Annotated in this window: 10 protein-coding genes; 5 read left to right on the top strand and 5 right to left on the bottom strand. The window is 76.0% G+C overall.

All coding sequences use genetic code 11. The features are described 5' to 3' along the window. Positions 1-25 precede the first annotated feature (25 nt). The 3 genes from ABZ885_RS14600 to ABZ885_RS14590 all read left to right on the top strand — a co-directional run bounded on the left by ABZ885_RS14600 (position 26) and on the right by ABZ885_RS14590 (position 6,812). Entirely contained in the window at positions 26-2,773 is a 2,748-nt protein-coding gene (locus ABZ885_RS14600) for a DUF4135 domain-containing protein (protein WP_360187603.1), read from the top strand. 171 nt (positions 2,774-2,944) lie between these two features. Then, positions 2,945-5,206 (top strand): TOMM precursor leader peptide-binding protein, encoded by a 2,262-nt coding sequence (locus ABZ885_RS14595; protein ID WP_360187601.1) that lies wholly within the window; start codon positions 2,945-2,947, stop codon positions 5,204-5,206. A gap of 91 nt (positions 5,207-5,297) precedes the next feature. Next, complete coding sequence (locus ABZ885_RS14590) at positions 5,298-6,812, top strand: SagB family peptide dehydrogenase (protein ID WP_360187599.1); 1,515 nt, start codon at positions 5,298-5,300, stop codon at positions 6,810-6,812. Positions 6,813-6,966: 154 nt separating this feature from the next. On the opposite strand, the gene ABZ885_RS14585 is transcribed toward ABZ885_RS14590, so the two are convergent. The 3 genes from ABZ885_RS14585 to ABZ885_RS14575 form a co-directional block, all read right to left on the bottom strand. Then, positions 6,967-7,689 (bottom strand): response regulator transcription factor, encoded by a 723-nt coding sequence (locus ABZ885_RS14585; RefSeq protein WP_360187597.1) that lies wholly within the window; start codon positions 7,687-7,689, stop codon positions 6,967-6,969. Positions 7,690-7,791: 102 nt separating this feature from the next. Continuing rightward, positions 7,792-8,013 carry a hypothetical protein gene (locus tag ABZ885_RS14580; protein ID WP_360187595.1) on the bottom strand — a complete coding sequence of 74 codons (222 nt, stop codon included), beginning with the start codon at positions 8,011-8,013 and terminating at the stop codon, positions 7,792-7,794. A gap of 370 nt (positions 8,014-8,383) precedes the next feature. Further along, the gene (locus tag ABZ885_RS14575; protein ID WP_360187593.1) at positions 8,384-8,707 is read right to left on the bottom strand and encodes a hypothetical protein; all 324 of its coding nucleotides are present in this window, start codon (positions 8,705-8,707) and stop codon (positions 8,384-8,386) included. A 315-nt stretch (positions 8,708-9,022) separates the two neighbouring features. Here ABZ885_RS14575 and ABZ885_RS14570 point away from each other — a divergent pair, with 315 nt between their 5' ends. Continuing rightward, positions 9,023-10,018: a LuxR C-terminal-related transcriptional regulator gene (locus tag ABZ885_RS14570; RefSeq protein ID WP_360187604.1), complete on the top strand. Its 996-nt coding sequence runs from the start codon at positions 9,023-9,025 to the stop codon at positions 10,016-10,018. A gap of 68 nt (positions 10,019-10,086) precedes the next feature. Here the strand turns inward: ABZ885_RS14570 and ABZ885_RS14565 are convergent, their stop codons facing one another. Both ABZ885_RS14565 and ABZ885_RS14560 read right to left on the bottom strand, forming a co-directional pair. Continuing rightward, a complete protein-coding gene (locus ABZ885_RS14565) occupies positions 10,087-11,373 on the bottom strand; it encodes a chitinase (RefSeq protein ID WP_360187592.1) in 1,287 nt (428 codons plus the stop codon). Positions 11,374-11,742: 369 nt separating this feature from the next. Continuing rightward, a complete protein-coding gene (locus ABZ885_RS14560) occupies positions 11,743-12,624 on the bottom strand; it encodes a LysR substrate-binding domain-containing protein (protein ID WP_360187590.1) in 882 nt (293 codons plus the stop codon). 112 nt (positions 12,625-12,736) lie between these two features. On the opposite strand from ABZ885_RS14560, the gene ABZ885_RS14555 reads away from it, so the two are divergent. Further along, a complete protein-coding gene (locus tag ABZ885_RS14555; protein WP_360187588.1) occupies positions 12,737-13,657 on the top strand; it encodes a DMT family transporter in 921 nt (306 codons plus the stop codon). The last annotated feature ends 31 nt before the right edge of the window (positions 13,658-13,688 follow it).

Genomic DNA, 13,688 nt, shown 5'->3' with positions numbered 1-13,688 from the left:
GCTTGCCGCGGAAGAAGTCCCAGACGTGGAAAAGGTCCTGGACGAGCACCAGCAGCCCGCCGGCGTCCGACCCGCCCGCCCCTCCCGACCCGCTCCCGCGCTGGCCTACCTGGTCGGTACGGTCTGCCGGCAGTACCAGCACACCCAGACCGAGCTGTTCGCCCGCCTCGCCGCCGACCGCGCACTGCTGGTCGAGCGGATGTGGAACGGCACGGACCCCGGCCCGCTCGACTCGGTGCGCGGCGAGGCCGGCGACCGGCACGCCGGCGGCCGCTCGGTGGCCCTGCTGCACTTCGCCGACGGCCGCTCGGTCGTCTACAAGCCCAAGGACATGCGGCACGCCACCGCCTTCCTCGGCCTGGTCGAGCGCCTCAACCGGGAGCTCCCGCTGGACCTCCCGCTGCGCACCGTACTGGTCCGCAGCGACCGGGGCGACGACGGCCACGCCGCCTCGCTGGCCGCCGAGTGCGCGAGCGACTACGGCTGGGAGGAGCTGGTCCCGCACCGGCCGTGCGCCGACCGCGGCGGCTTCGCCCGGTTCTACCGGCGGCTCGGCATGACGATCCGGCTGGTCCAACTGCTGGAGGGCCGCGACCTGTGGGCCGACAACCTGCTCGCCGACGGCGAGTACCCGGCACTGATCGACCTGGAGTGCCTGCTCTACCCGCGCGTGCAGCCGCCGCCGGCGATCAGCCCGGACCAGCACGGGCTGCTCGACGAGCTGGAGGCGACCGTGGTGCGCACCGCGATGGCCTTCCAGTCCTGGACCCCGGCCCGGGAGGGCGGCGCCCTGGACATCGGCTGCCTCTCGCGGATCGGCAGCCTGGAGGTCGCCCCGGGCGTGCCCGCGCTGCCGCTCCCGCCCTACCGTCCGGTCGCGCCGGACGCCGCCGGGGGCGAGGAGACCGCCGACCCCTGGGAGTACACCGCGGAGGTGACCGCGGGGTACCGCGAGATGCACCGGGCACTGTCCCGGGTGAGGGACGAACTCGCCTCGCCGGAAGGCCCGCTGGCGCCGTTCCGGGGGATCTGGGTGCGCTACATCTGGCGGCACACCTGGGACGGTTACAAGATCATCCGGGCGTCCACCAGCCCGCTCGCCCTGGACGGCGGCGCCACCCGGGAGACCGTGATCGCCGGCGCGCTGCACGGCACCACGCCCGTCCTGGCCGACTCCCCGCACCGCACCGACCTGCTGGAGGTGGTGCTCGCCGAGATCGACGCCTTCCGGCAGCTGGACATCCCGTTCTTCCGCTCGCTGACCACCTCCTCCTCGGTGTTCACCGCCGACGGGCGGGAGATCCCCGGGCACTTCCGCAGCACCGGGTGGCAGCGGCTCCAGCGGCGGGTCGCCGAACTCGACGGCTTCGACCTGGACGCGCAGACCGCCGTGCTCAGCGGCTGCATCGACGCGGCCCGGGGCGGCGCCGAACAGGCCGCGGACCGCGGCGACGCCGGTGCGGCGGAGCCGGCCGGGCCGGCCGCGACGCGGACGGCCGTCCCCGGCAGCGGCGAACTGCTCGGCCACGCCGTCCGGATCGGCGACCGCATCCTCGCCGACCGGCGCGGCGACGGCTGGCTCGGACAGAGCTGGTACCCCGGCACCGGGCTGCGCCAGGTCGAGGTGCTCGGCCTGGACCTGGTCACCGGCAGCCCGGGGCTCGCCGTCCTGTTCGCCGAACTCTGGGCCGCCACCGGCGAACCACGCTTCCACCGCGCCGCCCACCGCACGCTCGCCCAGGCGGCCCGGCTGATCGACCCGGCCTCGCCGCGGGCCTTCCTCTTCGCCGCCGACAGCCGGCTCGCCGGCGGCGCACCCGTCCCCGGCGGGCTCGCCGGACCGGGCTCGCTGATCCACGCCCTCGCCCGGGGCGGCACGCTGCTCGGCGAACCGGAGTTCCTCGACGCCGCCCAGGCCCTCGTCCCCGGGTCGGTCGCCGTGGCCGGCCCCGCCGCCGGCCGCCCGGGACGCCCCGCGCGCGCCCCGCACCCGGACCTGCCGCTCGGCAGCGCCGGCCTGCTGCTCAACCTGCTCCGGCTGCGCCGCGCCACCGGGCCCGGGCACGCGCCCACCGAGGACGGCATCCGTACGCTGGCCGCCGCCGCGCTCGACCACCTGGCCGCAGCGGACGCGGCGGAGGGCGAGGCCGAGGCGGTGACGGTGGCGGCGGGGCCCGGGCGGACGCCGGACGGGGCCGGCGCGGCCGGCCCCGGCTTCCTCGGGCTCGTCCCCGCCGGCGCCGACTCCGTCGCGGTCGCGCTGGCCCGGACCGTCGCGGAGGCGCCCGCGCTGCTCGCCGCCCCGGACGCCGTCCGCGAACGGCTGCGCGGCCACCGCTTCGCCACCGCCACCCGCTCCGGGCGGCTCGCCTGCCTGGAGACCGCGGTCGCGCTCGGCTCCGGCGTGGTCGACCCGGCCGGACTGGAGGCGCTCACCCCGCCGGTGGACCGGCGGCAGATCGCCGCCCGCTCCACCCGCGACCTGGTCGCGACCGCCGGTGAGGCGCTCACCGCCGCCGAGGCGGGCCTGCTGCACACCCTGCCCGAATCCGCCGACTCGCTGCTGCCCGGCCCGTTCTACGACGGCCGGGAGGCCGCCGCCCTGCTGGCCGGGGAACTGATCGCCCGCCACCGCGCCACCGGCAGCTGGCACCCCGACCGGGCCGCCGACGACCGGATCAACCCCGGCGCACTCGACGGCACCGCCGCCGTCGGCCTCCTGCTGCTGCGCCTGCTCGACCCGGCGGCGATACCGCTCGCCACGCTGCGCTGACGGCCTCCGGCCGCAGGGCCGGCGCCCGCGAACAGATGTCAGCGAACAACTTTCAGCGAACAGATAACAGACGACAACTGGCAGATGACAGATTTCATCATCTGTCAGTTGTTAGCCGTGAGCCGTCCGCCGCCACCCCGCCCGCACCCCGAGCACCCCGAGGGACCCGCCATGTCCGAGACGCCCACGATCGGCTTCAAGCGCCACTACACCCCCTACATCGTCGACGGCGAGGCCGTCTACCTGGTCTCCGAGCGCGGCGTCTCCGTGGTCGACGGCCGGCTCGCGCAGGCCCTCGCCCCGCTGCTGGACGGCACCCGCACCGCCGAGCAGATCGGCGAGGCGCTGCACGGCACCGTCCCCGCCGACCGCGTCCGCAGCGCCGTCGAGCGGCTGCGCGACCGCGGCTACCTGGCCGACGCCGGGCGGGTCGAGGACCCGGCCGCCGCCGCGTACTTCGACATGGCCGGCCTGGACGGCGCCGCCGCCGGCGAGGCGCTGCGCACCGCCCGCGCCCGGGTCGAGGTCCACGGCGACCTGGACCCGCAGCCCTTCCTGGCCGCCCTGGCCGCCGCCGGCGTCACCGTCGACGAGGACGCCGAGTTCACCGTCGCGCTCGCCGACGACTACCTGCACCCCGGCCTGGCCGAGCGCGACCGGGCCGCCCGGGAGAGCGGCCGCCCCTGGCTGCTCGCCCGCCCGGTCGGCTCGATCCTCTGGATCGGCCCGGTCTTCGTCCCCGGCCCCGCCGGGGCGGAGGGCGCCACCGGCTGCTGGGAGTGCCTCGCCCACCGGCTCTCCGCCAACCGGCAGTCGCTCAGCTACCTGCGCCACCGGCTCGGCCAGGACGGCCCGGTCTCCACCGCCGGCGCCCACCTCGCGCCCACCCTGCAGACCGGCGCCCAACTCGCCGCCCTGGAAGCCGCCAAGTGGCTGGCGGGCGTCCGCCCCGCCGAGCCGGTGGTGCTCACCCTGGACACCGTCCGGCTGGAGACCGAGCGGCACCGCCTGGTCCGCCGCCCCCAGTGCCACGCCTGCGGCAACGCACGGCTCATGACGGAGCGTCAGCTGGAACCGGTCCGGTTCGAGAGCCGCCCCAAGGCGTTCACCGCCGACGGCGGCCACCGCTCCGCCTCCCCGGAGGACATGCTGGAGCGCTACAGCCCCCAACTCTCCCCGGTCACCGGCGTGGTGACCTCGATGGTGCCCTCCGGCCGCACCCCCGCGGGCCTGCGCGTGTACGTCTCGGGGCAGAACCTCTCCCGGCAGAGCGGCGACCTGCGCCAACTGCGCACCGGCCTGCGCTCGCTCAGCTGCGGCAAGGGCCGCACCGACGTCCAGGCCAGGGCGAGCGCGCTCGGCGAGGCGATGGAACGGCACTCCGGCGTCTTCCAGGGCGACGAGGCCCGCCGGCTCGCCAGCTTCACCGAACTCGGCGACGCGGCGGTCCACCCCTCCCGCACCCTGCTGTTCAGCGACCGCCAGTACGCCGAACGCGACCGCTGGAACGCCAAGCGGTCGATGTTCAACACCGTGCCCGAGCGGTTCCGCGAGGACGACCGCATCGACTGGTCTCCCGCCTGGTCGCTCACTGGACAGCGCACCCGCTGGCTGCCCACGATGTCGCTCTACTACGGCTACCGGCACCGCCACGGCTTCTTCGCCGCCGGCGACTCCAACGGCTGCGCCGCCGGGACGTCCTTCGAGGACGCCGCACTGCAGGGCTTCCTGGAACTGGTCGAGCGGGACGCGGTCGCCCTCTGGTGGTACAACCGGGTCAACCGCCCGGCGATCGACCTGGACGCCTTCGGCGACCCGTACATCAGCCGGCTCCGCGAGATCTACCGCGGGTTGAACCGGGAGATCTGGGCACTCGACCTCACCTCGGACTTCGGCATCCCGGTGGCCGGCGCCTTCTCCCGGCGCACCGACCAGCCCACCGAGGACGTGCTGATCGCCTTCGGCGCCCACCTCGACCCGCACATCGCGCTCACCCGGGCGCTCACCGAGATGAACCAGTTCCTCGGGCCGGTCGGCGGCAACGCCCGGGGCGAGGTCGACTACGCGGGCGCCGACCCCGAGCAGAAGGCCTGGTGGACCAGCGCGACCGTCGCCAACCAGCCCTACCTGCTGCCCGACCCCGCCGCCCCGGCGGCCGGCCCCGGCCACTGGGCCGCGCTGGCCGGCGACGACCTCGCCGAGGACCTCGCGCTGGCCCAACGCCTGGTCGAGGAAAGGGGGATGGAGTTCCTGGTGCTCGACCAGACCCGGCCCGACGTCGGCCTGCCGGTGGCCAAGGTGATCGTCCCCGGGATGCGGCACTTCTGGGCCCGCTTCGCCCCCGGCCGGCTCTACGACGTGCCGCTCGCCCTCGGCTGGCTGAACGAGCCCACCCCGGAGGAGGAGCTCAACCCCGTCCCGATCTTCATCTGACGACGAGCGAGCGCCGGGCCGTCGCCCGCCCCGCCCACCCGGCGGACGGCGGCGGCCCGCGCCCTCCCGGCAACCGGAAACGAGGTACCCCATGACCGTGACCGAACAGCTGCCCACCGGCCCCGCCCCCGCGGCCGGCCGGCCCGGCGGGGAGCCGCGCACCCTGCTGCGGCTGCGCCCCGAGGTCGTCGTCACCGCCCAGGGCGACGACCTGGAACTCAGCCACCCCTGGGGCCGCCAGCGGGTGCACGCGCTCGGGGCGGCGACCGTCCGCCGGATCGCCGCGCTCACCGAGGACACCGTCGACCTCGGCGAGCTCGACCGGCTCGGCGACGGCGGCCGGCTGTTCCACCTGCTGCGGCGCTTCCCCTACCTGGTCACCACCAGCCTCACCGACCCGCTCGGCGAACCGCTGGCGACCGCCGTCCCGATCGCCCGCTCGGCCGGCCTGCCGGCCCCGGTCCGGCCGCCCGACGCCGTGGTGCTCTCCCGCTTCGCCTACCTGCGACGGCTGCCGGAGGAGCACGCCGGGGCCTGTGTGCTGGAGTCCCCGACGGCGCCGTTCCGGCTCACCCTGCACCGGCCCGCGGCGGGCGCGTTCGTCGCCGCGGTGACCGCCGCCCGGCCGGTGGCCGAGGCGGCGCTGCTGGCCGGGCTCACCCCGGCGGCCGGGCAGGCGCTGGCCGGACTGCTGGCGGGGGCCGGGTTCCTGGACGACGGGGCGCAGGGCGAGCCGCCGCTCTGGGACTTCCACGACCTGCTGTTCCACGCCCGCAGCCGGCCCGGTCGCCACGACTACCCCAGCGGCGGCCTGTTCGCCCACCCGGAGGTCGCCCAGCTGCCCGCGATCCCCGGCGCGGGCGCCCGCGAGGACGGCACCGGGATCGACCTGCCCGTCCCCGACTGGGACGAGGTGCTGGCCCGCGACCCGGCGCTCAGCGAGGTGCTGGAGGGCCGCCGCTCCGTCCGCGCCTACGCCGACACGCCGGTCACCCTCGCCCAGCTCGCGGAACTGCTCTACCGGGTGGCCCGGATCCGCCGGGTGGTGCCGGGCGACCCGGCCGACCCGCACGGCTACGACGTGGTGGACCGCCCCTACCCGGCCGGCGGCGCGACGGGCGAACTGGAGGTGTACCTCTCGGTGGTCCGCTGCGACGGCCTCGTCCCCGGCGTCTACCGCTACGACGCGGCCGCGCACCGGCTGCGGCCGCGCCCGTTCGCCGGGCCGGGCGACGAGGCGGCGTTCCGCGAGCTGATGACGGCGGCCTGGCGGGCCACCGGCTGTACCGTCGACCCGCAGGTGCTGCTCACCGTCACCTCGCGGTTCGGCCGGCTCTCCTGGAAGTACAGCCAGATCGCGTACGCGCTGACGCTCAAGCACGTCGGCGTCGTCTACCAGACGCTCTACCTGGTGGCGACGGCGATGGGGCTGGCGCCGTGCGGCCTCGGCTCGGGGGACACGGACGCGGCGGCCCGCGCGCTCGGCCTGGACTGGACGGCGGAGTCCTCGGTCGGCGAGTTCCTGATCGGCAGCCGCCCGGCGGGGGTGCCGCGCACGGCGCACGGGTTCGCCGACATCGTGGGGGAGTCCCGCGCCGACGGCTGAACGCGCCGGGCCGCCGGCGCCTCGACGGAGCAGCCGACGTAGCAGCCGGCGGACGCGGACGCGCCGGTGCCCCGCCGTGGTGGGCGGGGCGCCGGGCACCGGGGACCGGGCGCGGCTCGTACCGCCGGCCGGCCTCGGCCGACCGCCGCGCGGCTCAGAGCCAGCCGCGCTCGCGGGCGATCCGGATCGCGTCGCAGCGGTTGCGCCCGCGGGTCTTGGCGATGGCCGCGGAGACGTAGTTGCGGACCGTCCCGGGCGAGAGCGAGAGCGCCGCCGCGACCTCGTTGATGGTCGCCCCGTCGGCGACGTGGCCCAGCACGGTCAGCTCGCGCGGGGTCAGCGGCACCCCGTGGCCGGACCGGACCACGTCCACCACCAGCCGCGGGTCGTACACCCGCCCGCCACGGGCGAGTTCGCGCACGGCCGAGATCAGCGCGGCCGGCGGCACGTCCTTGAGCAGCACCCCGGCGATCCCGTCCGCCACCGCGCGCTGCAGGTCGGCGGGGCGCGGTTGCGCGGTGAGCAGCAGGACGGCGGTGGCCGGTGCCCGGTCGCGGATCAGCGCGGCGGTGGCGGGGCCGCCCGGTCCGGGCAGGTCCGGGTCGAGGACGGCGACCGCCGGCCGGGTGCGGGCGGCCTCGGCGGCGGCCTCCTCGGCGGTGGGCGACTCGGCGACGACGGCGAGGTCGTCCTCCCGGTCGAGCAGGGCGCCGAGCCCGGAGCGGAACAGGTGGTGCCCGTCGGCGAGCAGGACGCGGACGGCCGCGGTCCGGGCGGTGGTGCGTCCGGCCGTGAGCGCACCGACCGGTGCGTCGACCGGTGCGGTGACGGGCGCGGTGACGGGTGCGATGGCGGGCGGTTCCAGAACGGTGGTCATCCGGCTACCTCGGTGGCGTCGACGTGTCGGGTGCGCGGGCGGGTGGTCGGCAGAAGGGGCGGTCTGCGGGGGTGGTCGGCAGGAGCGGGGCGGCCGGCGGGATCAGCCCCAGCCCCAGGTCTTCTGCGGGTCGGTCGGCGAGGGGACCGGGACGGGCGTGGCGACGGTGGCCGGCTGGGCGGCGGGCTCGCCGGCGGGGGCACCGTCCGCCGAGGAGACGACGGCCGCCGGGGAGCCGGCCGACAGGACCGCGGTGGCGGCGGCGCCGGTCAGGGTGCTGAGACCGAGGGCGGCAATCGTGATGAAACGGACCTTCTTCGTCATGGCGGTGCCCGATCCTCTCGCTTCGGCTGAGCCCCGGGCTGCTACCGGGGCGAGCTGGTCTGCGGCGGCTGCGTGCGGTCCGTTCCGGGCCCCGTGGGGGCTGCAGTCCCGGTGTTCCGGTCCGTCGTTTGCGCCGACACCATGAGAGTGCCGCCGACCGGGGTCCGTGTCAGCAGCCGGAGCTGGCACCACAGTGCCGTGACACCCTGAGGCCAGCCGGCCGCATCTGGCACCAAAGTGCCGTGGGGTCTCCCGCCCTCACCGGCCGTGCCGCCCGCCGGCCCGCGCCACCAGCAGACCGCGCCTCCCGCCGGCCCGCGGCACCAGCGCCTCCCGCCGGCCGGGGCCCTGCGCCGGCCGGCGCCTTCCGTCAGCGGTGCGTCGGCAGCTCGTGCAGGCCCAGCAGCAGCCAGCTGTCCGCCTCGCAGTGCCGCACCCGCCAGCCCGCCAGGACGCCTTCGGCGCCGGTCAGTTCCGCGCAGGCGGCGCGCACACCGGCCTCCGCCGCCAGCAGTCCGGCGGCCGTCACGAACAGCACCGCGTCGAGCACCCCGGCCGCCACCCGGATCCGGGCATGGCTGAGCCCGGCGGCGGGCCCGCGGAGCGCGCGCTCCAACCCGTCGCGGACCGCGGGCGCCACCACCGGCTCGCCGGGCGGCCGACCGCCCCGCGTCTCCAGCCGGACGCGAATCACGTACACATCGTTCAGACTGACCGATCGGCGGGTGGGGCGGGGCGCGGCACGTATGGCACACATCTGCCTGGCAACAAACTGTCACCGGTGGTCGGGCCGACTCCGGTGCGGCGCGGGAGGTTTCGCTGGTCCGGCGCCCGGTCGGGCGGAATTCCCCCACGGTTCACGCACCGCATCACCATATTCGTCCGCAAGAGCGTTCTATGTTCGGCCGGGTGGCGCTACGCTGACCGCCTTGACGGGTCCACCGGTTCCGAGTCGGGCGACGGAGGGTGTGATGGGTACGGCGTCTCTGGTGGCGGGCTGTTGAGCGGGGTGCAGCCGATCGGCCTCGATCCCTTCGGCGAAGCGGTCTACCGCACGATGCTGCTCCACCCCGAGCTGGACACCCGGGGGATCGCCCGGCGGCTTGAGGCCCCCGCGGCCGAAGTCCGGGTGGCACTCGACCAGTTGGCGGATCTCGCACTCACCCGGCCGACCGGTTCCGAGGACCGCTGGCGCGCGGTCAACCCCGAACTCGGACTGGCCGCGTTACTTGCCCGCCAGGAGGCCGAGGCCGCCCGGCGCCAGCAGGAGATAGAACGCAGCCGCGCCGCGATGGCCGGCCTGATCGCCGAGTACGCGAGCGTCCACGCGCCCGCCAACCAGCCCGGCATCGAGCTGATCTCCAGCCTGGAGGACGTCCGCGACCGGCTCGTCCAACTCGCCTCCGACGCCGCCGCCGAGGTGCTCGCCTTCGCGCCCGGCGGCCCGCAGCCCCCGCAGGTGATGGAGGCCAGCCGCATCCTCGACCAGCAGACCCTGGAACGCGGTGTCCGGATGCGCACCGTCTACCAGGAGAGCGTCCGCAACGACCCCGCCACCGTGCAGTACGCGCGCTGGCTGCACAGCCTGGGCGGCGCCGTCCGCACCGTGCCGACGCTGCCGCTGCGGATGATCCTGGTCGACAACGCCACCGCCATCGTCCCGATCGACCCGGAGGACCCGCGCAAGGGCGCCGTCCTGCTGCACAGCCCCGGGGTGATCGCCGCCCTGCGCGCCCTCTTCGAGCAGATCTGGGAGCAGGCCAACCCCCTCGGCGAGACCGGCCGCCGCGACCCGCACGGCCTCACCGGCCAGGAACGCGAACTGCTCCGCCTGCTCGCCGAGGGCCTCACCGACGAACGGGCCGGCCAGCGGCTCGGCGTCTCGCTGCGCACCGTCCGCCGGATGATGGCGGACCTGATGGTGCGGATGGACGCCCGCAGCCGCTTCCAGGCCGGCATCCAGGTCTCCGCGCTCGGCTGGCTCGGCGAGACCGCCCCGCGCTGAGCCGGGCGCCCGCGCCGGGCCGAGCCAGGCCGGCCCGGCTCGACACGGGCCGGCCTTCACTCCTCTTCTCAGCAGGGGCCGTCGTCGGCCCAGACGCCCCACTGGCCGCTGGCCGACGGGTTCTCGTTCAGCGTCCACCACTTGGCGTGGTACCGGTGGCCGCTGTACGACACCTTGTTGCCGCCGGTGTAGGTGGTGGTGGCGCTCCACGGAGGGTCGGTGCAGACGCCGGAGGTGGGGCTGGTCGGCGGCGGGGTGGTCGGCGGTGTGGTGGGCGGGGTCGCGCCGGCGAAGCGGACGGTGAACTTGGTGAAGTCCCAGTCGTTCTGCACCACGCTGGAGCACGACCCGGACAGGCCCGGGTCGACCGTCCCCGGGCACTGCCGGTCACGGTTGACCGACCAGTACGTGTACCGGGCCAGCTTGTGCGCGAGCGCGAAGTCCAGCACGGTCTGGAAGTCCGCCTGCCGGAAGTACTCGGCGGCGTCGGTGCGCCCGTTCATCAGCGAAACGCCTTCGTGCGCATAGGCGTTGGCCTCGCTCCAGCCGAACGTGGTCTGCAGGATCGCGTTGAACCTCACCAGCGCGTCGATCTGCGCGGCCGCGCCGTTGAACCCGCCGTCGAACGGCATGATCGAGTAGTTGTCGGGCGTGAAGCCCTGAGCCTTGGCCTCGTTGAGCATCTGCTGCCCGAACCAGCCGGTGCCCGCGCCGGTCCCGGCCGTGGTGATCGAGATGTACAGCCCCGGGTTGTCCCGCTGCAGGATCCGGGCGGCGCCGATCTCGTTGCGGATCGCGGCCGCGTTCTCGTACTCCGGCTCCTCGAGGTCGAAGTCGACCGCCTTGAGCCCGTACTTGGTGACGACCTTCTGGTACCCGGCCGCCGTCGCCTCCGGCGTCCCGCAGGTCTGGCCCAGCTTGGTGCCGCCGTAGCCGCCGACCGAGACCGACACGTCGCCGCCCTTGGCCCGGATCGCCTGGATCACCGCCGGCATGGTGGTGTCGGTGTCGATCGAGGAGGTGCCGCCCCAGGCCGGCGAACACCCGCCCTTGTCCAGGATGAACGCCAGCTGGAAGGCCTTCTGCCCGGTCGCGTTCATCACCGCCGCGGCGTCCGGCGGGCTGTTGTCCTCGGGCATCAGGTACGGCGCCGAGGCGTACCAGTTGCTGCCCAGCCCGGTCGTGGCGCCGGTGGCCGCGGCGGCTCCGGGGCCGGCCGCGGCGACCGCCGCCAGCCCGCCGGCCACCAGGCTGAGGACGCCGGCGACCGCGACCGCGGCCCGGCGCCGTCCGCTCCTCCGGTGCTGCTGTCTGACCCGCTGCCCCGACTGGTGTGGGGGAAGAGCACGTTCCATCGGAAACCTTTCCAGGAAACGGCAGGAGGAGGCCCGCCCGCGCTGACGGTGGGGGAGACGCGACGGGCCCCGGGGACACCACCGGCGACGCCGAGTCGCCGAAGGTCTCCACTGGTATAGACCTGTGCCGGGAGTGCGTCAACCCCGGGCGGTGCACGCCGACTTCGCGGACCCGCCGCCGGACAGCCCCCGCGTTCAGCCCAGGCCCGGTGGCCGCGGCGCGCGGCCCGGGCGGCCCGGGCGGTCCGGGCGGGGCGGCGGACAGCCGAAGCAGCGCCTCGATGCCGGCACCCGGCGGCCGGCTGCCGGTCTCCACAGCGGAGAAGGCCGTACCGCCGGCCGTGCGTTCGGCACGGCCCCGACGGCCCCTCAGGCCCCGATGCCCGCCGTGCGGACGGCCGCCAGCAGCCCGCTCACCGCCGGGGACCACGGCCGCCCGGCCGGTCCGGTGAGCGTGAGCGTGCGGTGGGCGGCGGGGCGGATCGGGACGAGGACGCAGTCGGCGGGCAGCATCGGCTGCGCCAGCGCGGGCATCACCGAGACCCCGACGCCCGCGTGCACCATGCCGATCAGGGTGTTCAGGTCGCGGATCCGGTGCCGGGGAGCGAACCGGACGCCCGCCCGCCGGTAGGCGTCGCGGATGTGGCGCTCGCAGCCGCCCTCGGAGAGCAGGAAGTCGTCGTCCTCCAGGTCGGCCACGTCGACCGCCGCCTCGCCGGCCAGCGGGTGGTCCCGGCGCAGCAGGGCGTGCATCGAGTCCGCGCCGAGCGGCACCGCCCCCGGCGGGACCGGGTCGGCGTCGACCAGCACGGCGGCGTCCACCGTGCCCGCCCCCAGCCAGACGGGGAGCTCGTCGTCCTCGCCCTCGAACACCCGGACGGTGAGCCGGGGATGGGCGGCCCGCCAGTCCTGCAGCAGGGCGGGCAGCAGCCCCTGGCAGACGGTGGTCGGCGCGGCCAGCCGGACGGTCCCGGTGAGGCCGCCCGAGTGCCGGGTGGCGATGCTGCGGACGGCCGCCGCGGAGGCCACCGCCGTCCGCGCGTGCGGGAGGACCTGCTCGCCCAGCGGCGTCGGCCGGGCCGGGGTGGTGCGGTGCAGGACGGGTGCGCCGAGGGCGCGTTCCAGGGCGGCGACCGCGTGCGAGACGGCGGACTGGCTGATCCCCAGCTCGGCCGCGGCGGCGCCGAAGCCGCCCGCGTCGGCGACCGCGATCAGTGCCCGGAGCTGGGCGAGGTTGACCTCCGAGGCCATGAGACCTCCTCATCCGTACGGCGATGTCACTTGTTGGACTCATGTTCCGCCCGCGCGCCACGCTCTGTCACGCGGAGCCGGCGGACGGCCGGACGGACGACGGAGAGGGCGGGTGGTCCAGGTGCGGCGCTGGTGGCCGGGGTTCGTGATCTTGTCGGCGATCTGGGGCGCGAGCTTCGCGCTGATCAAGGTGGCGGTCGACGCGGGGGTGCCGCCGCTCTGGGTGGCGTGCTCGCGCTGCGTCCTCGGGGCGGCCGCGCTCTGGGCGATCCTCGTGCTGCGCCGCGAGTCCGCCCCGCGCGACCTCGCCACCTGGGGCCACTCGGCGGTGGCCGCGGTGCTGCTCAACGCCGTGCCGTTCGTGCTCTTCTCCTACGGCGAGACCCGGGTCAGCTCGGTGCTGGCCGGGGTGATGAACGCGACCACCCCGCTGTTCACGCTGGTCTTCGCGGTGGCCACGGTGCCCGAGGAGCGGCACCCGGGCGTCCGCCGCCTGGCCGGGCTGGCTCTCGGCTTCGCCGGGGTGCTGACCGTCCTCGGCGTGTGGCACGGCCTCGGCTCCGGGGGGACGGCGGGCGGGCTCGCCTGCCTGGCCGCGACCTGCTGCTACGGCGCCGGCTTCGCCTACCTGCGCCGTCACCTGTCCGCCCGCCCGTACTCCGCGACCGCGCTGTCCGCCGTCCAGATCACCTGCGGAGGCGCCGAGTTGCTGCTGGTCGCCCCGTCCGTCGCGGGTGTCCCGCAGTGCCCTCCGGTCGTCCCGGCCGCCGCCCTGCTGGTCCTGGGCGCGCTCGGCACCGGCGTCGCCTACATCCTCAACCTGAACCTGGTCCGCACCGCGGGCGCCACCGTCGCCGCCGCCGTCACCTACGTGACGCCGCTCTGGTCGACCGTCCTCGGCGCCGTGCTGCTCGCCGAACCCGTCGGCTGGAACGCCCTCCTCGGCGGCCTCGCGGTCGTCGCCGCGGTGGCCCTGACCCGGGCCCCGGCCGCCCCGCCCGCACGGCGGAGGGTCCGTCAGCGGGTCGGTTAGGCTGGCCGGATGGGCGCGGGGGCGGACGGGG

The organism is Kitasatospora sp. NPDC047058 (assembly GCF_040643935.1).
Lineage (GTDB): Bacteria > Actinomycetota > Actinomycetes > Streptomycetales > Streptomycetaceae > Kitasatospora.
The sequence above is the reverse complement of the archived record's forward strand: the minus strand, read 5'-3'. Positions and strand labels throughout refer to the sequence as shown.